General features: G+C 69.9%; 19 protein-coding genes and 2 pseudogenes. 6 read left to right on the top strand and 15 right to left on the bottom strand.

The window, feature by feature from the left end; genetic code table 11:
* Positions 1-82: 82 nt before the first annotated feature.
* Entirely contained in the window at positions 83-1,810 is a 1,728-nt protein-coding gene (locus LUX31_RS21885; protein WP_235476667.1) for a lysyl oxidase family protein, read from the top strand.
* Positions 1,811-1,973: 163 nt separating this feature from the next.
* Complete coding sequence (locus LUX31_RS21880; RefSeq protein ID WP_235476666.1) at positions 1,974-2,189, top strand: hypothetical protein; 216 nt, start codon at positions 1,974-1,976, stop codon at positions 2,187-2,189.
* 89 nt (positions 2,190-2,278) lie between these two features.
* Here the strand turns inward: LUX31_RS21880 and LUX31_RS21875 are convergent, their stop codons facing one another.
* The 4 genes and pseudogenes from LUX31_RS21875 to LUX31_RS21855 form a co-directional block, all read right to left on the bottom strand.
* Entirely contained in the window at positions 2,279-3,154 is an 876-nt protein-coding gene (locus LUX31_RS21875; RefSeq protein ID WP_235476664.1) for a calcium-binding protein, read from the bottom strand.
* Between the two features lie 530 nt (positions 3,155-3,684).
* A complete protein-coding gene (locus LUX31_RS21865; RefSeq protein WP_235476662.1) occupies positions 3,685-4,056 on the bottom strand; it encodes a hypothetical protein in 372 nt (123 codons plus the stop codon).
* Positions 4,057-4,207: 151 nt separating this feature from the next.
* Positions 4,208-4,366: pseudogene (locus LUX31_RS21860) on the bottom strand (DUF1152 domain-containing protein); the annotation flags it as partial.
* 166 nt (positions 4,367-4,532) lie between these two features.
* Positions 4,533-4,901, bottom strand: a complete 369-nt coding sequence (locus tag LUX31_RS21855) for a hypothetical protein (RefSeq protein WP_235476661.1) — start codon at positions 4,899-4,901, stop codon at positions 4,533-4,535.
* A 365-nt stretch (positions 4,902-5,266) separates the two neighbouring features.
* On the opposite strand from LUX31_RS21855, the gene LUX31_RS21850 reads away from it, so the two are divergent.
* From LUX31_RS21850 to LUX31_RS21840, 3 genes and pseudogenes are all read left to right on the top strand, one after another.
* Positions 5,267-5,983, top strand: coding sequence for a DUF5919 domain-containing protein (locus tag LUX31_RS21850; RefSeq protein WP_328285684.1), 717 nt, complete (start codon positions 5,267-5,269; stop codon positions 5,981-5,983).
* On the top strand, positions 5,976-6,443 hold the full coding sequence (locus LUX31_RS21845) for an NUDIX hydrolase (protein ID WP_235476658.1): 468 nt from the start codon (positions 5,976-5,978) through the stop codon (positions 6,441-6,443). Before LUX31_RS21850 ends, LUX31_RS21845 begins: the two co-directional genes overlap by 8 nt.
* 42 nt (positions 6,444-6,485) lie before the next feature.
* Positions 6,486-6,626, top strand: a pseudogene (locus LUX31_RS21840) (helix-turn-helix domain-containing protein); the annotation flags it as partial.
* A 164-nt stretch (positions 6,627-6,790) separates the two neighbouring features.
* On the opposite strand, the gene LUX31_RS21835 reads toward LUX31_RS21840, so the two are convergent.
* On the bottom strand, positions 6,791-7,129 hold the full coding sequence (locus tag LUX31_RS21835; RefSeq protein WP_235476657.1) for a MerR family transcriptional regulator: 339 nt from the start codon (positions 7,127-7,129) through the stop codon (positions 6,791-6,793).
* Positions 7,130-7,741: 612 nt separating this feature from the next.
* Between LUX31_RS21835 and LUX31_RS21830 the strand changes: the two genes are divergently transcribed.
* Positions 7,742-8,101, top strand: coding sequence for a hypothetical protein (locus tag LUX31_RS21830; RefSeq protein ID WP_235476656.1), 360 nt, complete (start codon positions 7,742-7,744; stop codon positions 8,099-8,101).
* Between the two features lie 105 nt (positions 8,102-8,206).
* On the opposite strand, the gene LUX31_RS21825 is transcribed toward LUX31_RS21830, so the two are convergent.
* The 10 genes from LUX31_RS21825 to LUX31_RS21780 form a co-directional block, all read right to left on the bottom strand.
* Complete coding sequence (locus tag LUX31_RS21825; RefSeq protein WP_235476655.1) at positions 8,207-8,518, bottom strand: SCO5918 family protein; 312 nt, start codon at positions 8,516-8,518, stop codon at positions 8,207-8,209.
* 114 nt (positions 8,519-8,632) lie between these two features.
* Complete coding sequence (locus LUX31_RS21820; RefSeq protein ID WP_235476654.1) at positions 8,633-10,147, bottom strand: DEAD/DEAH box helicase; 1,515 nt, start codon at positions 10,145-10,147, stop codon at positions 8,633-8,635.
* Between the two features lie 235 nt (positions 10,148-10,382).
* On the bottom strand, positions 10,383-10,586 hold the full coding sequence (locus LUX31_RS21815) for a cold-shock protein (protein WP_235476644.1): 204 nt from the start codon (positions 10,584-10,586) through the stop codon (positions 10,383-10,385).
* 288 nt (positions 10,587-10,874) lie between these two features.
* A complete protein-coding gene (locus LUX31_RS21810; protein WP_235476643.1) occupies positions 10,875-11,285 on the bottom strand; it encodes a hypothetical protein in 411 nt (136 codons plus the stop codon).
* 278 nt (positions 11,286-11,563) lie between these two features.
* Positions 11,564-12,916 carry an alpha/beta fold hydrolase gene (locus tag LUX31_RS21805; RefSeq protein WP_235476639.1) on the bottom strand — a complete coding sequence of 451 codons (1,353 nt, stop codon included), beginning with the start codon at positions 12,914-12,916 and terminating at the stop codon, positions 11,564-11,566.
* 222 nt (positions 12,917-13,138) lie between these two features.
* Entirely contained in the window at positions 13,139-13,672 is a 534-nt protein-coding gene (locus LUX31_RS21800; RefSeq protein ID WP_235476638.1) for a hypothetical protein, read from the bottom strand.
* Positions 13,673-13,724: 52 nt separating this feature from the next.
* Complete coding sequence (locus LUX31_RS21795; protein WP_235476637.1) at positions 13,725-15,608, bottom strand: hypothetical protein; 1,884 nt, start codon at positions 15,606-15,608, stop codon at positions 13,725-13,727.
* A complete protein-coding gene (locus LUX31_RS21790) occupies positions 15,605-17,830 on the bottom strand; it encodes a hypothetical protein (RefSeq protein WP_235476636.1) in 2,226 nt (741 codons plus the stop codon). Before LUX31_RS21790 ends, LUX31_RS21795 begins: the two co-directional genes overlap by 4 nt.
* Entirely contained in the window at positions 17,827-20,466 is a 2,640-nt protein-coding gene (locus LUX31_RS21785; protein WP_235476635.1) for a hypothetical protein, read from the bottom strand. Before LUX31_RS21785 ends, LUX31_RS21790 begins: the two co-directional genes overlap by 4 nt.
* Complete coding sequence (locus tag LUX31_RS21780) at positions 20,463-24,149, bottom strand: tubulin-like doman-containing protein (protein WP_235476634.1); 3,687 nt, start codon at positions 24,147-24,149, stop codon at positions 20,463-20,465. Before LUX31_RS21780 ends, LUX31_RS21785 begins: the two co-directional genes overlap by 4 nt.
* Positions 24,150-24,227 lie beyond the last annotated feature (78 nt).

Raw genomic sequence — 24,227 nt, 5'->3', positions numbered from 1 at the left:
TCCGTACGTAGGTCGGCCGGTCGTGGGCTGTGTCCAGCCCGGTGCCACTTGACCATGGCACCGGCAGACAGACGAGGAACCGATGACCACTCAGCAGGACAGCAGTACCAAGACCAGCAAACGGATGAAGCACTCGGCGCTGGCGGCGGGGGCCGCGCTGGCCGTCGTCGTGTCGGTGGCCGGAGCGGCGCCCGGTGCCGGGGCCGCTTCGAGCGCCGCGCCCACCAAGCCGAAGCTCAGACTCGTGGCCGCGACGGACTCCGTGACGGCCCAGCGCTGGCAGGGGGAACCCGGCGTCTACCTCGACCTCGGCACGTACGTCACGGTGGACGACGTACCGCTGGAGTTCAAGGTGACCCGGAAGTCGTACAAGGACCCGGTGGTCGCCCAGCAGATCATCCGCAAGGGCGGCAAGGTGCAGGCGAAGCGGCTGCCCGCCGGCATGGTGAAGGACTTCGAGGGCCTGCCGGGCTTCCTGGAGGTGTCGTTCCGGAACGCGGCCGGGGAGGAGGTCGCGAAGAACAAGGGCACGTTCTGTCCGAACAACGCCTCCGGACGTATCCGCCCGGACGCCCCGGCGACCTCGCACTTCCCGGAGAGCTGCTCCAGCAACCCGTTCACGCTGGGCGGGGTGTGGGGCGTGGAGAAGGGCTGGGCCGCCAACGCCAGTTCGATCGACTACGACAAGCCGGTGGATCTGCCGGTGGGCGATTACACGGCCAAGGTGTCGGTCGGGAAGGCGTACCGCGACCTGTTCGGCATGCCCGATGACCAGCCGACCATCAAGGTGTCGGTACTGCCCGAGAGCGAGGACGGCGAAGGCGAAGGCGGCGGCGGAGCCGGCCTGACCGCCCGTTCCTCCGCCCACCACGGAGGGGGCCATGACAGTCATGGGACCCACGGGACCCATGGGGCCCCGCTCGCGTCGTCGCACCACTACGGCCCGCGCGGCGCGGACGCGCCCACCATCCCGGCCTTCCCCAACGCCCTCGTCGACCGGGGTACGGCACACCACCTGGGCGACGGTCCGGGCCACACCGACGGTTCGCGCGTCGCGCCCGCGCTGAAGGCCGCCGCGAAGCGGCCCACGGGCAGGGCGGGCGTACCGGCCAACGTGCCCAAGCCCGACCTGCGTTCACTGCCGGCGTGGGACATCGCCATCACGGACGGTGAGGACGGGGACGTAGCCGGAAAGGACTACCTGGCGTTCAGCGCGAACGTCTGGAACGCGGGCCCCGCGCCCCTGGTGGTGGACGGTTTCCGTCAGCAGGGCAAGGACCTGATGGACGCCTACCAGTACTTCTACGACGCGAACGGCAAGCAGGTCGGCTACACGCCCACCGGCACCATGGAGTGGGACCCCCGGGTCGGCCACGAGCACTGGCACTTCACGGACTTCGCGAGCTACCGCCTGCTGAGCGCCGACCAGACCAAGGAGGTGCGCAGCGGCAAGGAGGCGTTCTGCCTGGCCAACACCGACGCGATCGACTACACGGTGAAGAACGCCAACTGGCACCCGTACAACACGGATCTGTCGACGGCGTGCGGCGAGAAGAACTCCCTCTCGGTACGTGAGGTCCTGGACGTCGGCTCCGGCGACACGTACACCCAGTACCGCCCCGGCCAGTCCTTCGACGTCACGGGCCTGCCGAACGGCACGTACTACATCCAGGTCATCGCCAACCCGGAGAAGCGCCTCCAGGAGACCGACCTCAACAACAACGTCGCCCTGCGCAAGGTGATCCTCGGCGGCACGGAGGGCGCCCGGACGGTGACGGTACCGCCGCACGACCTGATCGACGTCAAGTAACCAAACCCGTTCCTGGCGTGTGTCGCACCTCCGAGGGGGAGAACAGCCCCTCGGGGGTGCGGCCAGCTACACCCCCGATCGGGTGGGTCGCTCCATGGTTGGGCCGCCCGGGCAACGGCATTGTTGAACCCAACGAACCGAAGCCCCGCGAAAGGAACCAGGGATGCCTACCGAGACCGACCTCACCCCGCTGCTCACGGCCTGGGACCAGGCACACCCGGCCGTGACCGCCGTCACCGTCGCGGACATGAACATGGGCACGAATATGAAGATGAACATGAGCACGAACATGGACGCGGACTGGCGACACCTCCTTGACGAGATCGCCCACCCTCACACCACTCAGGCCTTCCACCGCCTGGCCGTGGCAGCCGCTTGATCCCCCCGGTACGTAGTGATCGGCCGGCCCGAACACCAGAGAGGCCCCGGAGACGGAACTCCGGGGCCTCTGGCTGTTGCCGCTGACCGTCAGTCCTGACGTACGACGTTCTTGCCGGTGCCGCCCGAGAGGATGTCCTTGGCGGGGCCGCCGTACAGCTTGTCGTTGCCGTTGTTGCCCCACATCTGGTCGATGCCGCTGTTGCCCCACATGACGTCGTTGCCCGCGCCGCCGTACATGTGGTCGCCGCCGGTCCCGCCGTAGAGCGTGTCGTTGCCGTTGTTGCCGCTCAGGTCCTGGTCCCCGGCGCCGCCCCGGATCACGTCGTTGCCCGCGCCGCCCTCCGCGATGTCGCCGGTGGTGGTGATGGTGTCGTTGCCGTCACCGCCGCGCACGAACGACGCCGGGCCCGCAGTGATGGTGTCGTCGCCGGCCCCGCCCTCGACGAAGTTGGCGTCGACGCTGCCCCGGTCGGTCAGCTTGTCCTTGCCGGCGCCCAGGGCGATCCAGTTGCCGTAGTAGGCCTGGTCGGTCTTGTTGGTGAAGTCGAGCACGTCGTTGCCGTCACCGAGGTTCATCGACAGGATGTTGTACGGGCTCTGGCTGTCCACGGTGACGACCGTGCACAGGACCTTCGTTTGGTCGGCGGAGTCGGGGTAGCTGCATCCACGCCCGACGCTGACCGGGACGACGTCGTCGATCGCGAAGGTGATGTTCGTGTGGTCCGTGGCGTCGGCGTAGGCCTCGGTGACGGTCAGCTTGTTGGTCTGGCCGGCGGCGGCCGTGTAGCTCAACTCGCGGTCGTTGAAGCTGACTTCGGCCTTCGCGGACGGCGTCGCGGCACCGGCCGTACCGGCCAGCGCGAGCGGGACGGCCGCGAGTCCGGCGCCGAGGGCCAGCGTCAGGGCCAGTGCCGATGCCGATGCGACGCGAGGCGTCCGACGGCCGGTGGGGGATGAGGACATGAACGTAACCTCCGGGGTCACATGGGCACTTGGGGCCTTTGGGCCTTGTGGTGTTTCAGAGTTCGGTGACGCCATGTGAGACGGCCGGGGGACGGCTTGGGTTGTGGTGACCTGCCCAAGCGGACGGCCAAGCGTTCGGGCAGGCGGGGCGGGTATCCCCCTCCGCTGAGGCCCGCTTCCGTACGAGGCTGAGCATCGACAACACCGAGCGCCACTTCAACCTCGACGGCGGCACGTCGGTTTTCCGTGACAACGAGTTGTGCCGCAGCGCCACCGGCACGAACGACCGGATCATCGGCGACTCCGATACGTCGAACCAGTGTGGTGTTCGGGAGGTAGGGACGGGTGCCCTGCCTCGGGCACCTTCTGGTCGGTGACCTGGGGGTGCCCGGATTCACGCATCGAGCGCCCGGCGCCGTGGCGTTACTAACATCGAGGTTACTAACATCAATGTTAGTAACCTCGATGTTAGTAACCATGGGTTGGTCGGGCACCTGCCTGTTGGCTGGTTGCGCCTTCGTCAGGGCCGATCAGGTGACGGGCCGATCGGTGACGCGGAACTCCATCCATTCGATGCCCGGGACGCTGAAGCGGGCGCCGATGTTGGCAGCGGCGATGCCCTCGAACTCGTGGTGGGTGCTTGACCCTTGACTGCTGAGGCTCCATGGCGTCGCGATCTTCCACGCACACTCAAGGACGGTCATCAGCGCATGCTCTGGGGCGGGACACCGGAGCGGGGAGACCAGCCGCAACACGGCCAGCTCGGGAAACTTGCAGTACCGCTCGTAGTTCTCGATCTCAAGCGGACGATCCAACCGAGCCACGAGACGCCCGACCACCCGCTCGGCGCTGCGGCGATCGTTCGCGTGTACGTGACACCGCCATTGGATCGTCTCGAACATGCCGGAACCATACGGGCCAGGTGCGGTGACTCGTAAGTGCCGTGCGGTGGCCGAAATCAGCTTCGGGTCTCGGGGGTTGGCGACTCACTCAATCACCAGAGGTCCCCCAGAAGCGGATCTCCTGAGGCTTGTCCTCATGGTCGTGCAGCACCGTGTACGGGAGTTCCGCCGCAAGTCGGGGGAGCGTGGACCCCGCGGGAGTGACCGGTCGGGCTTCCGCCGGTACTGCCCACACCGCCGGGGCGACCTGTTCGAGGCCCACGAAGTCGTCCGGCCCTCGTGGACCTGGTACCGGGTCGATCGATGCCCGAGCCTCACCACCGGATCGGCTCCAACTTCCCTTCGCTGCAGGACGGACAGGCCACCGCGTACGTGTGCACGCAGGTCCAGCAGCCCTCGAACCCGCAGCAGTCAGGGCACCAGATACGGCGTGTGCCTGTGCACGTCCCACAGAGGGTGCCGCGCTCGGGAGGTTGTCACCCGACAGCCTCAGTTGGCTCTGCGGAACTGCCGTAGTCCCCGTCGTCATCGTCAGCCAGGTCGGAATCGTCCCAGGAACGAACGGACAGGCGCGCGCCCCGGCTCTCCGCGACGCGGTGCACGTTGGTGAGGGCCTCGGTCAACTCAACGGCCAGCAAATGGAGTTCACCCGGCGTCCAGTTGCGGCCGTCGAGCATGATGCGGGCTTCCTTGATCAGGCTGCCGGCCAGACCGAGTTGCATCGACTCCATATTGTCCGCGAGTCGCGAGACGTACCCGCCGGAGCCGCCTCCGGCCAGAAAACAGGGCTTGCCTCCGGAGCCCACCCACGGCAGAAGCCGTACTACGTCGAGGTGTTCCGTCACGCCGACAGCTCCCGTCCGCGAGTCAGACTCCGCCCGATGACCACTCTGTGCTCAGTCGGCCACGGCGTTCGCTGCCAGGCTCGCCGGCGTCGTGCTTCCTGGCGGTCGTGGGTGGTGTCGATGGGTTGGCTCACTGCGTCAACCTCCTGCGGCAGATGGCCACCGCCCCGGGCCGTACGTACAGCACGACGGTCGGCGTCGGCGATGGTGGGATGGTCGACAACCACACTTCCTCCTCTGACGGGGCGTTCCTACTGCGTTCGGCGACCGTTAGGCATGGAGCAGGGCTACCGTGAAAAGCGTGCCTAACGTCCCCGGGGGCATCCGTGAATGAACCGCTACGCCGCGCCATGCTGCAAGCCCGAATGACCGACCGTCAGTTGGCGGAGAGCTGCGGCGTGGACATCAAGACCGTTGGCCGATGGATCACGGAGACCGGGCGGGTACCTCGTGCCCGCCACAGATGGGCCGTCTGCGAAGCACTCGGGGAGGACGAGTCGGTGTTGTGGCCAGTAGCCGCGAAGAAGGCGATAAAGGTCGGTCCGGACCGTGAGGTCGTGTCCGTCTATCCCTACCGGTCCGGCTGTCCGGCCTCCGTGTGGCGTTCGTTGATCACCAAGGCCCAACGAGAGCTGACCTTTGCCGGGTACACCAACTACTTTCTCTGGCTTGAGCAGGCTCGATTCGGTACCGCGCTGAAGCGCAAGGCCGCTCAAGGGTGCCGAGTGCGCTTTCTGCTCGGCGCCCCTGACAGTGACCTCACTCGCGCACGCGAACAGGACGAAGACGTTGCGCTGACCCTGTCCACCCGCATCCGCGTGACACTCGCGGAACTGGAGAAGATCAAGGAACAGCCGGGCATAGACGCGAGGTTCAGCGATGGGCACGCGTACCTGTCCGTCTTCCGCTTCGACGACGACATGATCGTGACGCCCCTGCTGACCCACAGCGTGGGGCACGATGCCCCTACGCTGCATCTGCGTCGGCACCAGAACGACGGCATGTTCGACCGCTTCGCCTCCCATGTCGACGAACTGTGGAACCGGGGCACTCCGGTATGGGAAGGAAACGGCCGTGGGTAGGCGCGACTACGAGGACGACCCGAACGCTCCGGCCGCACAACGCCTGGTCCCGGCCGCGTCCGTGGTCGTCGTCGACGACTCCGGCCGCATCCTGCTGCAACGTCGTAGCGACAACGACATGTGGGCGCTTCCCGGCGGTGTCATGCACATCGGCGAGTCACTGCCGGACTGTGCCGTTCGGGAGACCCGCGAGGAGACCGGTTTCGACGTCGAGATCACCGGGATCGTCGGCACCTACACCAACCCCCGTCACGTCATCGCCTACGACGACGGCGAGGTACGGCAGGAGTTCTCCATCTGCTTCCTGGCACGCCCTGTGGCGGGGCAACTTGCCGTGTCCGAGGAGTCCACCGATGTCGGCTGGTTCCTGGCCGAGGAGGTCGACGCGCTTCCGATGGTCCCGAGCATCCGAAAGCGAGTAGACGACTGGCGGGACGGGAACATGCCGGCTGCTCGGTAGCTGAGAGGTGCGGGGCTCTGAACTCCGCCGCACCGTCTCGGCCTCGCTGCCAGCGTCCGCGTGCACGCTCGCGTCCTCGTGCGGGAGAAACACACTGCCCAGGCTGTGAACATGGTGCGCCACACCGCCGACCACCTCATCGGTTCCTACGACCAATGCTCACCCCAGTACCTGGCGGCGGTCTGACTGCCGCTGCTCCGAGGGGCGACCTCCGCGCACAGGGACCTCCACCCCCGCGAGGCCTTCTGTGCAGCGCTGACGCCGGGGCGGACCCGGTAGAGGGGTCCGCGCCCGAGTAGCACTCCTTCGGCGACCGAGGGCCGCCGATCCCGACGGGCACACTCGGTTCAGGCCGAGGGCGGCGGCGTGGATGATTCGGCGGCGCGGCGGTATTCGGCGTTGATGCGCTGAGCTTCCTCGAGCTGGTCCTCGAGGATGATGATGCGGCAGGCGGCCTCGATGGGGGTGCCCTGGTCGACGAGTTCCCGGGCGCGGGCGGCGATGCGCAGCTGGTAGCGGGAGTAGCGGCGGTGGCCGCCCTCGGAGCGGAGCGGGGTGATCAGGCGGGCCTCTCCGAGGGCGCGGAGGAAGCCCTGGGTGGTGCCGATCATGTCTGCCGCCCGGCCCATGGTGTAGGCGGGATAGTCATCGTCGTCGAGACGGCCGAACGAGTCGTCTGCTGTCATTGAACCTCTCTCATGGAACGCGGGGAGGGGCCCTGGTGCCGTACGGCACCAGGGCCCCGAAGGAACTACTACACCATCTGTCGGCCCTGATACTGCGCCGACCCTGTGTTTCCGCTGCCCCGGCCGATATGCCGCCGGGTGTGCGGGGATCGCGGTTGCCTGACCGGAGACCACCTCACTATCGATGTCCTGCGGTACCCGGGCTCAGCCTTTCGGCCCGGGCGATCCTGATGGCGGTTGGATCCTCCGTTCGTCCCTCGGTGATCAACTTCTTGCCTGGTACTGCTGACGGCGGCTCCTGATCACTGCGAGCCACCCGGTCCGGTCGTCAGTCCCGTCGCCGTCCTGCTACCAACCTGGCTCCGGAACTCCACCACCACACCGTCATACGCACTGCAACTGCGGGTACTGCGGCCGGCAGTTCGTCTCTGCCAGGCCTTGCGGTCTCTCTGGGCTACGAGAGAAACCATAACCACGCCACCACCCAATGTCTACTCCGGCCGTCATAGATTTTCGTGCTCATCCAGGAGAGCATCGAGGGGACAGGGCGAGAGGACGGGGCGAGGGGACGGCGCGAGGGGACGGGGCGGCCGGTGCATAGGATTGGCTCCCATGTCGAAGCCTGACGAACTGCTCGTTGAGGTTGCCGCCCTGGTGGAGTCCGGGCAGAGCAATCAGATGTCCCTGACCGTGGTCACCGGTGGCGCTGTCGTCACCGGTCGGCTGGCTCCCGAAGCCGTGTGGAGGCAGCGGGTGTCGGAGGTCCTGACGGACTCCGCCCGGCTGGGCGAGTTCGCCGCCGTCTTCACCGCGATGACGCCGCAGGAGGGGCCTCCCACGCATCTGCACTTCCATGTGGCCCGCATCCTTCAGGGCGCGGTGGGGATCCCGGAGACGGGCGGGATGTATCGCGTCTCGATCGCGGATGTGAGCGCCTGGACCGTGGGCGACTTCAGCTACTCCGACCACTGATCCGGCGCCGCGCAGGAAACCCCTGGGTACGCGGGAGGGCCCGACCGGTGCGTGCCGGTCGGGCCCTCCTCGCGGTTCGGTGTCGGCTCGCGCCGGTCCTGTCCGTCAGACGGTCACCGGGATGCCGGGCAGCGCGGAGGCATGCTGGAGCGGGCCGGGGACGCGCGTGGGCATGGCGGCCCGGGGAAGGCCGCGGCAGGTGAACCCGAGCCGGGTCATGGCCCGGAGGACTTCACCGGTGCTGAAGTCGCGGCGGTCCTGACGGGTGATGACCTGACCGACCTGCTTGACGGGGTAGATGCGGCGGCCGATGATCACGGACTCGCCGGTGACCTGCTCGGGCTTGACGCCCTTCATCGACTCCAGGACACCGCTCTTGGTCAGGTCGAACGGGAAACGGGCGATGACACAGCGCATGGTGCCTCACAGGAGGAAGAACAGGAGGAAGAAGGGGACGGTCTTGTCGTTACACCTGTGGACCGCCGCCCGTGTCTCCTGCGGAGCTGGGTCGGCTTCCCGATCACGTGGTTCTCAGGCCGCCGCGTTGGAGGCGGACCGCTGCCCGCTCCCGCGCCGGGCCTTCGAAGCGGGCCGGCGCCTGCCGCGGGAGGTCGCGCCGCGCTTGGCGCGTTCGACGACGGGGGCGGTGATGACGACGGGGATGCCGGAGGGTGCCTGGGCGCCGGTGATGCGGTTCAGGGCCTCTTCGCCCGAGCGGACCTGGGTGGTCTGCGGGGTGATGCCCGCGGCCGCCATCAGGCGGGTCATGTCGCGGCGCTGGTTCGGGGTGACAAGGGTGACGACGCTGCCGGACTCGCCGGCGCGGGCGGTGCGGCCACCCCGGTGGAGGTAGTCCTTGGGGTCGGTCGGCGGGTCGACGTTCACGACGAGGTCGAGGTTGTCGACGTGGATGCCGCGCGCCGCCACGTTCGTCGCGACCAGCACGGTCACGTGGCCGGTCTTGAACTGTGCGAGGGTCCGGGTGCGCTGCGGCTGCGACTTCCCGCCGTGCAGGGCGGCGGCCCGGACACCGCTGTTCAGCAGGTCCTGGGTCAGCCGGTCCACGGCGTGCTTGGTGTCCAGGAACATCATGACCCGGCCGTCGCGCGCCGCGATCTCCGTCGTCGTCCGGTGCTTGTCGGCGCCGTGGACGTGCAGCACGTGGTGCTCCATCGTGGTCACCGCACCGGCCGAGGGGTCCACCGAGTGCACGACCGGGTCGGTCAGGTAGCGACGGACCAGCAGGTCGACATTGCGGTCCAGGGTGGCGGAGAACAGCATCCGCTGCCCCTCGGGACGCACCTGGTCGAGGAGGGCGGTGACCTGCGGCATGAAGCCCATGTCGGCCATCTGGTCGGCCTCGTCGAGGACGGTGATCGCGACCTGGTCCAGGCGGCAGGCGCCCCGGTCGATGAGGTCCTTCAACCGGCCGGGCGTGGCTACGACGACCTCCGCGCCCGCGAGCAGCGCTCCGGCCTGCCTGCCGATCGGCATGCCGCCGACGACCGTGGTCAGGCGCAGCCGCACGGCGCGGGCGTACGGGGTGAGGGCGTCGGTCACCTGCTGGGCCAGCTCGCGGGTGGGGACGAGGACGAGAGCGAGCGGCTGCCGGGGCTCGGCGCGCTGTCCGGCGGTACGGGCCAGCAGCGCGAGGCCGAAGGCCAGGGTCTTGCCGGAGCCGGTACGGCCGCGGCCGAGCACGTCACGGCCTGCGAGGCTGTTGGGCAGGGTGGCACCCTGGATGGGGAAGGGCACGGTCACGCCTTGCGCGCCGAGGGCGGCCAGCAGCTTGGCCGGCATGTCGAGGTCGGCGAAGGCATCGACGGCGGGCAGCGCGGGAGTGATGGTCTTCGGCAGGGCGAACTCGCCCTGGATCGCGGCGGGTCGGCGGCCGTGGCCGCCCGAGCGGCTCGGACCGCCGGAACGGCTCGGGGTCGACGAGCCGAACCGGCTGCCCCGCTTCGCACCGGCGCCAGCGCCGAAAGCGGGGGCGCCGGTGCGGCTGCGGGTGCGGGAGGAACGGTCGTTCGTACGTGTGCGGTTCATTCAGAACCTTCCTTGATACGGCACGTATCAAGGAATTCTCGCAGCGGAAAAGCGGCGCAGAGAATTACAGGAACGGGCCGAATAGAATGCGAAAGCGGTTGTCGCCTACAGGGCGCGAAATGAGACTGTGACCCTGAATGCTTCGTCCCGCAGGTGACGCCACTGCGGGAAATGCGTGCAGCTGGGGGCCGCACCCCGAGGGATGCGGCCTCCAGCTACGAAATGCGCGTCAGCGTCAGGCGAGAACGATGTTCTCGGCCGTCGGGCCCTTTTGGCCCTGCGCGACATCGAAGGTGACCTTCTGGCCTTCCAGTAGCTCGCGGAAGCCCTGGGAGGCGATGTTCGAGAAGTGGGCGAACACGTCAGGGCCGCCACCGTCCTGCTCGATGAAGCCGAAACCCTTTGCCGCGTTGAACCACTTCACGGTGCCAGTAGCCATGTTCATATCTCCTTTGGGGCAGTGCATCGGAATCCGCACGGTACGGATACCATGTCGCCGCGATGATGCCCCGCCGGAAAATGGATTTGGGTACCAAAACTGCAACCGAGATCGACAGTAGCACGCTGCAGAGGTGCGAAAAAAACTCTCCCTGCGAGGTCCATTAAACTCTTCGACCGCGAGGACAGATATTGATTCCCCCCGAGTATAGAGTTTCGGGAGGGACGGCGGCCGGCCCGCCGCGCGTGCCGCGATGTCGCGGGGTTCGCAGCGGGCCGTCGTCGGGACCTACTTGAGGTTCAGGGTCTGGGTTTCCGTCGTGCCCGCGGGCCTCTGGATCTTGAAGCTCTTGCTGAAGGTGTGCGTGTCGTCCTCGCTGTCCACGCAGTTGACCGTGGCGTTGGCCTGCCAGCTCTTCGGGAGCTTCGGGACGCCCGTGAAGGTCAGCTTGTACTTCTCCTTCGTGTCCTCACCGGAGAGTTCGGCTGTCTTGGCGTCCTTGCCGGCGGGGGTTATGGACACATCGGTCACTGACGAGTCCTCGAATCGCTCGCAACTCGCGGTTCCCGAGACGATGACCCTCGACTTGTCCGGATTGGCCTGTGTCGCACTGGTCGCTGTCGCGGAAGCCGCGACCACCAGCGAAGCCACTGCTGTGGCGGAGGCGAGTTTCCTTCCCCTGCTACTGAAATCCCGCATTGCGGTCTCCACTCGTCTGCTTCGGGCCATGGGTTGATGCGCCTGCGCGTTCGCGGGGCCCGTCGGCATGCGTACGGGCTGGCGCTGAGTGTCAATTGGGCCGGTGCGTTCCGGCTTCCGGCGTCCGGCAGCCTGCTCGCCGACTGAGACTTCTGTGGCTGTGGCGCCTGTGATTCGACCGTATCGAGCCCATGGTGCTATGTCCACTTATGGGCTAATCGGTGGCTGATTGACTCCTCAACTGTCGTCTCGCACCCCTCACTCACCCGCTCGCGCACTCACGGCAGGACCGGCAGCACCCCGCAGTTCGACCTCGCCGGCTCCCCCGACAACCGGTCCGTGAGCCAACTCACCGCGCTGCCCTGGTCCGTGAGGAGTGGGGCGAAGTGGTTCAGGAGGGGGCTGATCACGTTCGGGAGGATCACCGGGCGGTACGTGACGTTCGCGCCCTTCGCGCACCAGTCCGCCGCCAGGCGGCGGGCCTGGCCGTGCGGTACCAGGTTGTCGCTGGTGCCTGTTGCCACGCGTACCGGGCTTGCTGGTTTCAGGTTCCCGATGCGCTGGCCGTTCAGGAACGTCTGGAGGGCCGGGGTCGACGCGATGATGTCGGAGATGGACTTGCCGTCCGTCGTCCACTTCGTGCTCTTCGTGTAGCCGTAGCCCAGGAGTGCGTCCCCTACGCACATCGTCGACAGGTCCGTCAGGGCTGCCTTGCCCGCCGTGTTCAGGTGGGCCTCCGCTATCGGGCGGAGGGTCGGGTCCGACTGCAGGAAGCCGTTCAGGGACCAGCCCAGGGCGCCGGTCAGTTCGCTGCCGTCGATCGCCTTCGTGACCGCCGTCAGGTCTGCCGGTGGGGCGCCCGCGTACGTGCCGGACAGGGTGATGTCGGGGGCGTACGAGGGTTGGAGTTCCGCCGCCGCCGCTGTCGCTCCGCCGCCCTGGCTGTAGCCGAACAGGCCCACCCGGGAAGCGGATGTGACCGACGTGCTCGGCAAGTTGCGGGCCGCGCGTACAGCGTCCAGTACCGCGTGGGCCTCGTCGAGGCGGTTGACGTACGTGTGGAGGCGGTCCGTCGCGCCCAGGCCGGCGTAGTCCGTGACGACCACCGCGGCGCCGGTCGCCAGGAGGCGGTAGATCGCGATGTCCTCGTAACCGACCGACACCGTACGGCCGTTGAGGAGCAGGGGGTGCTCCAGGCCCAGAGACGCCGCGCACTGGTCGCCCTGGCCCATCGTCCCCGGGGCTACCGCCACCAGTGGACGTGCGCCGCCGCCCTTCCAGCTCGCCGTCGGTTCGATGTACGCGCCGGTGACCGCGACCGGGGCGCCGTTCGAGTCCGTGGACTTGTACATCAGGCGGGTCGCCCGGCCGGGCAGGGGGCCGTCGAGGGTGGGGAGGGCGAGGGCGAGGGGGAGGGGTTCGGTGCGGATCAGCGCGCCGTTGGGGGTGGGGAGGGGGGTTGTCGGTGGCGTGTAGAACGCTGGGATCTCTACGCCCCGGGACACGACCTTCTCCGTGGAGGAGGCGGTCGTTGCCGCCGTGGCTGTCGTCGTCGCGTACGAGAGTGTCTGAGCGCCCAGACAGGTCGCAGCGGTTACTGCTGCGGCCAGGAGCCGTCTGCGTGCGGGCATGGCGAACCTCCTGTGAAGCGGCTGGCAGGAGCAGGGGTGAGGGTGGGGGGAGTGGCGACCTGCCCCGCCCGCGTCCCACGGGTGGAGGCAAGTCGCCGTCTCTCGGCACCTGTTGCTCGGCGGTTCGCCTGGACCGTACCTACTGGTCGGTTACCTCGGGTAGCAGTCGGTGGGTTACGGTTGAGTAACTTGACTCGCTGTCTAATTGAGGGGAGCGGCGGGTTACGGAGTGCAGCCGGGGGTGGTGGTCTTCGGGGCGAAGCTGAGGGGGGCGTGGTGCTCCGCCGCGACGGCCTCGTCGTAGGTCGCGCTCGTGACCTCGTACCAGACGGCGTCCTTGGAGGTGTCGCCGTTCACGTCGTCCAGGCTCACGCACCAGAGTTCCTGGCGGACCACCCGGGTGTACGTCTCCGTGCCGCTGCGGACGGTCTTGCATGTCCGGGTGCTCCTGCCGGACTTGCCGGACTTGCCGGACTTGCTGGACGTGGTGCACTTCCTGACCGTGTGCGGGCGGGTCGCCTTCGTCGTCTTGCGGGGGAGGTGGCGTACGGCGTTGCGCAGGCCGGAGACCGTGGGCGGGGCGTCGTCCACGCCCTCGTCCGTGCCCTCGTCGTACTGGTCGCCTGCGCTGTCCCCGCTGACCTTGGAGTCCTGCCACGGGTTGTCGTCCTGCCCGCCTTCGCCCCCGCACGCGCCGAGGCCGGCCATGAGGATCACTGTCAGGCCGGCCACGATCAGACGTCTCTTGCTGGACATGTCTCTTTCCCCGCCCGTCTCTGTCTCAAAAAAGACGGTCAGCCTACCTCCGTCACATCAAGATCAGCACAGTCGTGACCAGCACGAAGAGCACCGTCAAGGCCGCCCCGATGACACAACCCGGTTTGTCCATCAGGTCGGAGAGGCGGGTCATGGCGGTCGGTGCGGGCGGCGGTGTCGTGGCTGGTGAGGGGTGGGACGTGGTCGGCTGTGGTCCGTTCGGGCGGGTCAGCAGGACGTGCAGGATCTGCTGCCACACCGTCGGCGGGAGGTCGGGGACCTCGCCGTTCGGCGGGGCGATGACGGTGTGCCGGAGCCAGTTGCCCGCGGTGGGATGGGGGTCGCGGCACATTCTGGCCAGGAGTTCCTGGAGGTCGAGCAGATAGCGGTCGTCGCGGGCCAGGGGGGCCACGGCCCAGGTGAAGAGGTCGGCCGCCCGGTCCGCCAGAGCCGCTCGCGACGTGAGTTCGCCCGGCTGCCCGTGATGGGTCAAGTAGAGGTTGTTGTGCAGTACTTGGGCGCACAGGGTGTGCCGCATCTCCAGGGGGCGGGTTCGGCGGCGCTCCTCGTCGCCCAGTTCGGACAGCACCAAGTCCAGTGCGTCCGGCGGCAGTTCGCCCGAGCGCAGCTCCCGCAGGAGCACCTCGTCGGGCAGTGGGCGCAACATCGCTTCCAGGATGGTGCGTTGCTGGAGATCCCCGCGCCGGTGGTCGCACAACTCCTCGTGGAGTCCGTACGGTTCGCGGTCGGGCGTACGGCGCGGCTGCGGGGGAGTGACCGTGGGCGCGGGCTCCAAGTACGGTGCCGGGTACGGGGGTTCGGGCAGCGGGGGCTCGACGGACAGCCGGTCCCAGTCCCCGTCCACGTCGGTCGACTCCTGGAACGGGCGCTGCGCCGGCGAGCCATTCACACGGCTCCGAACCTCGTACGGATACCCGCCCCGGCCCTCGGCGTTCAGGATCCTCCCCAGCAGGTCCCGTCGCCGCGCCCAGTCCAGCGTCGCTCCGTCGCTCATGTTCTCCAGCAGCTGGGGTACGCCCGCGGCCGCGTCCGGGTGGGCCAGGAGATGATCGACCAGGTGGATCGCCGCTCGGTGTTCGAACTGGGGGTTGGCCGGTGTACGGCCCATCACCACCCGGGCCAGTGGGCCCGAGCCGCCGGTGTCCTGTTCCCAGCGCGGGACGGACGTGAGGCGCAGGGGGTGGGTGTCGACCGTGTCGTACGTCGCGAACGACCACTCGTGGCCCGGCCAGGAGCCGAAGAGGAGGAACAGGCCGAGGTAGACCAGCGGGGCGCCGTCCCGGTCCGGCCAGCCGGGCGGGCTCGTCTCCTCCACGAGCAGCGACACCCGCTGCGCCGGATCGCGCAGCCACTCCGCCGCGACCAGGATCAGGGCGCGCCGTACGCTCTCCAGCCGCCCCAGCATCTCCGGCAGCCGTTGCCTCGCCAGGGCGTCGAGTTGCGCGCACTCGACCGTCGACAGCGTTCCGCTCGCCTGCTCCGCGGACTCCCGGGGCCCCCAGCCGCCGTACGCCAGACCCAGGCACTGACGGGTCTTCAGGGTGCCCGGGGCGCCGACCAGGACATGGCTGATCGTGCTCGGGCGGCCGTACGGGTCCTTGGTGGGCCAGCGCCGGGCCAGCAGGACCTCGCCGTCGCGGGACAGGGTGCGTACGACGCTCGGGCGGGCCGCGCCCGGCCCTGACACCCACAGCAACGGGCCCAGTTCCCGGCCCAGTTGCTCGGCCCGCTCCGCCGAGCAGGAGTGGGCGACCGCCTTCATGCCGGTGCCCTGTCTGCCGTGGTTGCCCTCCCACCGGAAGACCAGCTGATGCACCGACGGAACTGGATGCGCCGAAGACGCCGATGCCGCCGAGGACACCGAAGGTGCCGAATCCGCCGAGGACACCGACGGCATCTCCTGGAACTCGTTCACTGCTCTTCCTCTCCCCGTTCCGGTTGCCGCTCCCGCTCCCGCTCCCGTTCTCGTTCGCGTCCGGGACCCCCGGCTCCCCGCGCCCCGGGCACACCGAACTGCCCGGGTCCCTCCCCGCCCTCCGCCGGCACCGCCTCCCACGCCGCCGCCTCGCCCCGCGCGAACGCCTCGGGGCCGCCCGGGACGTCGATCAGGCCGTGCATCGCGAGCAGGGAGAGGAGGGGTTCCAGTACGCGCCGGGGTGCCGCGCCCGCCGGATAGCGGCCCTGGTCCTCCTGGCCGCCGGTGGCCGACGCGACGTGCAGGGTGCACCGGCGGATCGCGTCGAAGGGGCGCAGCCAGGCCTGTCCCGCGTGCCGGCGCAGGAACGCGTGGACGTCCTGGCTCTCCTCGCGGATGAGGGTGGCGTCCAGTGAGGCGGCCGTCGGCCTGGCCAGCCAGCGGTCGACCGGGGACTGGAAGCGCAGCAGGTCCGCCTTGCCCAGCACCATCGTGGCCGCCACCTCCAGGTACTGGCCGGTCTTCGGGAGCCGGTCCAGGACCGTCGCGAAGGCGAGGTCGCCGTCCCGGTTCACCTCGACCCCGCCGCGTTCCCTCGCGTGGTCCAACTGCGGGAGCGGCAGCGCCAGTACGGGGTCGACGACGAACACCAGGGCGTCCACGCCGAGCAGGAAACGCAGGGCCGCGTCCGTCCGTACGAGGTCCTCGCCGCCCAGGTCGAAGAAGGCGACCGGACGCACCTGCCCGTGGGCGTCGGTGATGAGGAGGGACTCGACGAAGCGGGCGAAGCCGTCCAGGCCCAGGGCGGTGGTGTGGTCCAGGACGCGGCCGTTGCGCAGGGGCTGCACCCGTTCCCGTACGAACCTGGCGTGCTGCTCGGGGTTGACCGACTGCCAGCTCAGGCCGAAGGGTTCGAGGCCGCCGTCGGTGATCTCGGCGATCATCTGGGTCAGCAGATGGCTCTTTCCGGTGGAGGACTGGCCGACCATCGCCACCGTCAGCGGACGGCCGTACGTCAAGTACGGCACGGGGATGAAGTGTTCGGGGAAGTCCGGGTCCGCCGTGCACTTCTGGACCGCGCCGCGCATGACGTCCTGGCGGCGCAGCTTGCCGACGCCCGCGAGGTTCAGGGGCTGGTACTGCATCCGGCTGTCGGTGACGTACAGCGCGCCGAGGTCGAGCTGGATGGTCTCCAGGCAGTACGGGCAGATCACCTCGCTCTCGGTCAGGGCCGTGCCCGCGACCGTCGTCGAAGGGGCCACCGGTGCCTGCCGTTTGGCGCGCATGGCCTGTTCGAACACCTGGCGGTCCTGGTGGGTCTCGTCGGCGGGTGCGAGGAGGGCCGCGCGGCCGGACGCCCCCGGGGACAGCAGGTCGAGAAGCTGGGCCGGGGTCGGGCGGCCGGTCGCCCGGGGGGCGAAGGCGTCCCTCAACGTCTCGGCCAGGACCCGGTGTTCGTCGAGGTCGGCCGGTGCGTGGTCGGCGTGGCCGGGGCGGCCGGTCACCAGCCGGTAGAGCACCTGGGCCGCGCTCCACACCGCGTCCCGGGAGTCGGTCACGCCCTCGTTGCGACGCTGTTCGGGCGAGGAGTACGGGGCCCGGCCCCACGCGGACCGGGGTCGGCCGACTCGGGCCACGCCCTCAAGTCCCCAGAGCTGCAAGGACGTTCCGTCCCAGAGGACGTTGGCGGGCGAGATGCCGCGCGGCACCAGGCCCTGGCCGTCCAGCAGACACAGGGCGAGCATCAGGTCGCGGGTGAGGACGCGTTGGTCGGTCGACGACATGACGTGGGTCTTGGCCGCGGTGGCGCCGCGCGGTGGGTCGTACAGGAGGAACGGCTCGTCCGTGTCCAGCTCGTAGCCGATGAGCCGGGGGAACAGCGGGGCGAACTCGGTGCCGTCGACCAGCCGGTGCAGCCGCAGCGCGGTGCCCGCCTCGGTGTCGAGGAGGGCGCGCGCGACCGGTTCCGTCGCGTCGGGGGTGGCGAGCCGCACCTGTACGCAGCGCTGCCCCTGGCCCCGGTCGTCGAGCAGGGCGTTGCGGATCAGCGGGGGCAGTTGGGGGTCGCGCCGGGACTCGGGGCCGAAGCGGGCGCGGGCGACGTGGCGTCGCCCGGAGGGGGCGGTGAAGCCGAGCTTGGCGTCGGCGGGTCCGTCAGGGACCCCAGGCCCCGATCCCGATCCCGATCCCGGTCCTGGCCCTGGATGCGTGGTGCGGGTCACCAGCTGTCGCCGTCCCCTCGGTCGTACGGGCTTTCGTACTCGTAGCCGTGTCCGTTCCTGGGCCCGTCGCCCTCGCCGTCTCCGTCGTCGTGGCGGGGGCGGAAGGTGTCGACGACTCCGGGGCGCAGCGGGGTGAGCCGGAGCAGGCCCGCGTACCGTCCCGACGACGTCCACTCCACCTCCTCCGGGCGGTCCGTACCGTTCGTACGCCAGACCTTCTCGACCTCGTCGCGTACGGCGAGGGGCGCGAACCTGATCCACACGGCCGCCGCCGGGTCGCGGCTGAGCAGTGCGCCCTGGTCGGGTGAGGACAGCTGGACCACGGACTGGCGGTCGGTCTCCGCGCCGACCAGTCCGGCCAGTGCGTGCGGGTCGGTGCCCAGCAGGCCGGCCGAGTTGGCGCGGGTGCGGCGGGGGGCGGCGAAGGGGGGCGCGGCCAGAACTCCGTTGTGCCGTAGGTGCCTTCGGGCCGTGGAGAGGAGTTCCGCTACCCGTCCCTCGATCCGGGTCGCGGCGAGCGTGCCGGCCTGGCCGCGTTCCACGGCGCCCCAGTAGGTCGCCATCGCCTTCAGGGCTGCGTCGGTGAGGTCGCGGGCGAGGGTGGCGACCAACTCCGGGCCGCCCTCGGCGGTCTCGCGGTCCAGCCAGCGGGGGGTGGTGGCGGTGCGGTCCGCCGCCCGGGGCGGGGAGGACACGGGGGGTTCTTCGCGGGGGGCCGGGACGGGGGTGTCCGCCGGGTCGTCCCAGGACGGGGCGTTCGGCCAGGCGTACGTGGTCATCCAGTCGTCGTTGGCGGCCTTGTTGTCTGTGGGGCCGTCGCCGGTTCCGGAGAACGCGTCCGGGGTGCTCGACAGCCAGTCGTCCGCCGGGAATCCGTCGGCGCCGTACGTGTCGTACGCGGCGGCCCCGACCGTGGCTCGCTCGGGCTCGGGGGCCGCTTCGGCCTCCGCCGCCGCTGCCGTCGCTCGCAGTACACCGGCTACTGAACGTGCCGCGTCCGCGCAGTTCAGGCGCTCCTCCACGGCCCAGTGTTCCTGGACGCCCTCGGCGAGGAGGGTGTCCAGGCCTTGCAGGGCCTGGCGGAGGGTGGCGGTGGCGTGGCCGGGTTTCCAGGCGTCGGCGGCGGTACGCCATAGGCGGCGGGCGGTGTCCGCTGCCGCGCAGAGGCCGATGAGGAGACCGGCGGTGCTGAGCCAGGGCGGGGGGTTGGTTGTGTACGCGACCGCTGCGCCGGTCAGGGCGCCGGCCCAGGATGCGAGCTGGGGGGCCAGTGCCCAGCGGCCTGTGCCTCCTAGGCGGGATGTGGTTAGGAGGGCGGTGGTGAGGAAGAGGAGCGGGACGATCAGGGCGAGTGCGAGTAGGGGGCCCTGCCATAGGGCGCCTAGCAGCGCGGCGAATGTTGCTATGAATCCGCTGGTCAGCGCTCCGTGGGGTGGGTTGTCTTTCGGGTGCGGGTTCGTTGTGGCTTGTCGCGCAGTTCCCCGCGCCCCTGTCGGGGCGCTGCCGAATGCCGTGAGTTTTCGTGTCAGCGCCGAACTCGGTACCGGTTCCACCCTGCCTGCCAAGGTCGTGAACCTTTGGGCCACTGACCGTAGGGCGAGGCCCTGGGCCAGCAGCTTCTCGGCGTATTCGCGTAGGGCCTCGCCGATTCGGTCGCGTGTGCCCTCTGCTGTGGGGACTCGTAGGCCCAGGGCGGTGAGGTGGGACGCTGCCTCGGCGGGTGAGGTGGTGCTGGTGGTCAGGGCCCTGCTCACCAGGGACTTGTAGGCGTCGAGGGACTGGCGGGCCTGGTCGAGGTCTGCTTCGAAGGCGGCGCGGCGGGTGGGGCGGAGCAGGCCGGGGAGGGTGCGGAGGCCGGACAGGGCCTCGTCGGCGTAGTCGAGGGCGTCCGCGCAGGCGCGGTACGTTCCGTCGGCCGGGCCGCCTGGTTCGCGGTGCCGTTGGTCCCGGCCGCCCCGGCCGGTCACCAGCGACCGCAGTGGCTCGGGGAGATCGGCGCCGGAGGCGACCGCCGTCGGCGGTGCGTGGTCGGTGTCGTGGCCCGCGAAACGGGTGAGCGCGTCGCGCCAGGCCCGGTCGCGCACCTCGGGGGGAAGGTCCTGTTCGAGGAGGCGTACGCCGGGGGCGGCGACTGCCTCTGGGAGGGACTCCAGGTCGTGGAGGACGCGGAGGTACACGTCCGGTACCGACAGCACGTCCACCAGGACGGCCAGCGCGTCCGGGTCGTCGGGTGCGGGGTGTTCGACCGCCGTGCGCGCGGCGCGCAGGTCACCGGCCCACAGGAGGGCGGTGCCGGAGGTGCGCAGTACCGAGGGGCGCAGCAGGCGCCGGTCGGGCCGGAACGCCTCGTCATGGTCGGCGTACGAGCCGGGCGCGCTGCCCACCAGGAGGACCAGGATTCGCACCTCGCCCACGGCCCGGTAGCCGGAGAGGAGTTCGTACTGCCGCTGGTGGTCGGTGAGGCCGGCCGGGGTGTCGGTCACCAGGAACAGCGGGTCGTCGGGCTCCGGCTGCCCGGCCCGGGCGAGCAGACGGGCGACGCGGGCCCGGAGTGCCTGGGCGGTGTCGAGTTCCGCCGCCCCGGAGCGCAGGTCGAGCTGGATGACGGCGGGGCCGGAGCCCATGGGCAGGCTCACTGGGCGTCTCCGTCCCAGGGCGAGCTGTCGCCGTCCCGGTCGTACCGGCGGTCGGTGTCCGTGTTGGTGTCGGTGTCGGTGTCGTCGGGCTGGTCCCAAGGGGCGGAGAAGCGCTCGGTACTGCGCGGGGAGCCGTTGACGCGGCCGTCCGCACGGCCGCCCACGTGGCCGCCGGTGTCGCCGTCCCGGGTGGAGAAGCGTGAACTGCCGCCGTACGCAGTGTCGTTGTCGTCACGGCTGTCGGCGGACGGCTTGGTGTAGTCGTCCACGGCGAAGTCGTCGTCGTAGCGGGCGGATGTACGAGGGGATGCGTGCGGGGATGTGTGCGGGGATGTGCGAGGAGCTTCTCGCGGGGCCGGATCGTCGTCCCGGTGGCCGTTCCGCTCGTCGTCCCGGCGGCCCGCCCGCTCGTCGTAGTCGTCGGCCGACGTGCGCCGCGTATCGGGCTCCGGGGCCCGAGGTGCCGTACCCCAGTCGTCCTCGTCGTCGATCAGACGGCGGGGGGTCTCCGATTCCGGGCGGCGGCGCGGAGCCGGGATGCCGCCGCGGACGTGTTCGAGGAGGGTGCGGAGGGTCGGCTGGATCGCTCGCTGGTCGCCGAACTCCGTGTCCAGGGCGGCCGGGAGGGTCTCCGCCCAGAATTCCCAGAGGGGGCGTACCCAGCCCTCTACGCGTTCGCCGTCCCGTTCGCGGCGCTCCGTGAGCAGGGCCAGCTGGCGTGGGGCGATCTCCTCGACGAGTTCGACGAAGAGGGGGTGCGGGTCCGTGCCGCTTCTGGTGAGGCCCAGGGGCTGGGCGCCCATCAGTTCGCGGCAGTAGTCCTCGACCGTGCGCTCGTCGTCCAGGACGGTCCAGCGTTCGTACGAGCGGAGCAGTTCCGCCCAGCTCGACACGCCGCCGGGGAAGTCGCCCAACCGGAGGCGTACGCCCGGTACTTGGGGGCCCTTCTCCGGGTGCAGGCGCAGCCGGACGCGGTCCGGGGACGCCGACTCGCCGTCCACGACGTCGACCTGGCCGTTCCACATGCCGCACAACAGGCGGTGCAGGATGACTCGGCGGTCCTCCTCGCCGCTGACCATCCAGCTGTCCCGGTAGCCGAGGCGCTGGCGCCAGCGCAGGACGTCCTGGGCCTGTTCGTTGTCCTTGGCCCTGGCCCATTGGCGCAGGACTTTTCGGGCTTCTGGTACCTGGGTGAGGCTCATCTCGCTGCGGAACAGGACGACCGTCACCGAGTCGCTCTCAACTCCCCTGTACTCGACGGAGTTTCGGGCGTCGGAGGGCAGGCGGAGCGCCTTGCCGAGGTACTGCTCGACCTCCTCCACCGCCTCCACGCGTGGGTAGGTGACCAGTACGCGCAGCGGGCCGGTGCCCTCCGGGGTGAAGCCGACCGGCAGGAGTCCGGTCAGCTTGCGGCCGAACAGGTCTAGGGCCTCCTTGCTGACCTGGTCGGTGGCGTCCGAGTCGCCTGCTGCGGCGGCCAGTAGCGTGCTCATGGACGGCAACAGGGGGCGTTCTTCGAGGCGTTCGCCGCCCTCCGCGAACAACCGGGTGATCCTGCCCTCCAGTTGGGCCTTCACGACCGACACGGCGTCGTCGGGGCTGCGCCTGCTGCGGGCGTGGACGTCACGCCAGGTGTCCCCGTCGACCAGCTTGAGCAGCAGCGAGGCCGCGTCCTCCGTCTCGCGCAGTCCCTCGCGGCGGATCAGCCTTGTCACCACGTCCTCGTAGAAGTGGTTGAGGGTGCGCTGCGGCGGGAGGAGGTACGAGATGCCTGTGCGGTCCTCGTACAGTTCCATGCCCTTCTGCGCGGAGATCTTGCGCTCCTGGTCGCTGTGCGCGCGGAAGGCGTTGACCAGCCGGGCGATGTCCGCGCCCGCCGTGTCGGCCTGGGCCCGCCAGTGCTGCTGCTGTTCGCGCCAGGCCTCGTGCCAGATGGTCCGGCAGCGCCACTGGTACCAGGCGTCCTGCTCCTGGAGCGCGGCCTGGACGTCGTCGTCGCCCCAGCGGGCCGGTGACATCCCGGCCAGGCGGCCCTTGATCCGGGGGATCTTGGGTGGCTGCTCCGTCATGCCCGGCGGGCGCTGCGGGGCGCGGGAGCGGTTGTCCAGCATGCCGAGGAAGCCGAGCCGGGCGATCGCGTCGTCGCTCTCCGGGACGCCCCGGACGACGCGGTCGGCGTGGAAGGGGTCCACGTTCTGGAGGAGTTTGTCGATCGCGGGGCGCGGCGAGAAGCGGTCGGCCATGGTGGCGGCGGAGCGTTCGGCGACGGACCGCAGGTCGGCAAGGAGCCGTTGCATGTCCGAGACGCGTTCGCCCAGCGCCTGTTCTATGGCCTTGCCGCCGCGCGGCAGCGGTTCGGGGTCCAGGACGGGCAACTGCCTTCGCTCCCACAGCTCTTCGAGGTGGGAGTCGGCGAACAGCTGCCGGATCATCGGCACGGTCGCCTCGCGCAGCGCGGCCCGGGGCCGGTCCACGAGATCGGTGACCGCCTCCCGCAGCATCCGCCCGGCGACGAGGTCGGCGAGCTGGTCCATGGGGACGGTCATCGACGCGACCAGGCTGGTGGAGACGCCCTGGCGGCCAATTCCGGTCGGGGAGAGGGCACTTCGGTGCACACCCCGGTTGATGAAGCTCGCGGCGAAGGTCTGGAAGTCGTCGTCGCTGACCGTCGTACGGCCCCGGGTGCGGGTGTCGCCCAGCTCGGTGCCGATCAGCGACATCACCAGGGACACGATGGAGCGGCGCAGATCGTCCGGGCGGATACCGGCGGTCGGGCTGAACAGGAACGACGTCGGCAGGATGCCGGTGCGCAGTCGGATCGGCTGGCTGCCCGGGTAGCGGACGCCGAGCCCGGCGGGCTGGTCGAGGTCGCCGATCTCGGCGCCCTCGGTCGGCGCGTTCTGCCCGTCGACCAGCCGGAACAGGTCCACCAGGGCGCGGGCCGCGTTGAGTTCGGCCTCGCGTCCGCCGCCGGTCGCCGAGGAGAACGACGACGGCATGACGACCAGCGGGTAGATCTTCACGCCGTTGAACCGGCGCAGCTGGAAGGCGTGGTTGATGAGGTGGAGGTAGTCCAGGAAGATCCCGGCTCCCGTCCCGCCGGCCACCGAGAACGCGACGAACACATCGCAGCCGGTGACCTTTCCGCCGCCCAGCTCGGCGAGTTCGCCGCCGGCCCTGGCCATCGCGTCGATCGCCTGGAGCAGCGGGGTGAGGACAGGCGCGAGGCCGTGCCGGAGTGTGGCGAACAGGGCGGCGCGGCCGACGGTGGGCAGTTGTCCGGCGCCGTTGTGGAGCGGGGTGACGCGCGGTTCGTCGGTGCGCGGCGGCAGCCAGTCGGCGACCTCGCCGCGCAGACTCGCCCGGAGCATCTTGGTGACCTCGGGCGAACTGTCGAAGTTCGGCAGCAGGTCGTGGGTGGCCCGTGAGGTACGGGAGTAGGCGGCCCGCAGCGAGGGATCGACGTTGAACTGCGGCAGCCGCATCAGGTCCGACTCGCTGTAGTCCGCGTACACGAACTGCAGGCAGTCGGGCAGCTGGTAGGGGGCGTGGCCGCTGAGGCGGCTCAGGGCCGAGCCGTCCGGGCCGCACAGTTCGGCGCGCAGCCTGCGTTCCAGCTCGGCGCCGACCAGGCCGCCGGTGCCGCCCAGGCCGACGAAGAGCATCGGCTGGAAGATCTTCATGGGTTTCCTCCCCGCGTGCGGCTGCTGGGCCGCGTGTTGGTGCACGGTGCGTCTGTGGGTGGTTCTGGTGCGGCGCCG

Source organism: Streptomyces sp. GQFP, from assembly GCF_021545335.1.
Lineage (GTDB): Bacteria > Actinomycetota > Actinomycetes > Streptomycetales > Streptomycetaceae > Streptomyces.
This window is presented reverse-complemented; position numbering and strand designations above follow the sequence as displayed.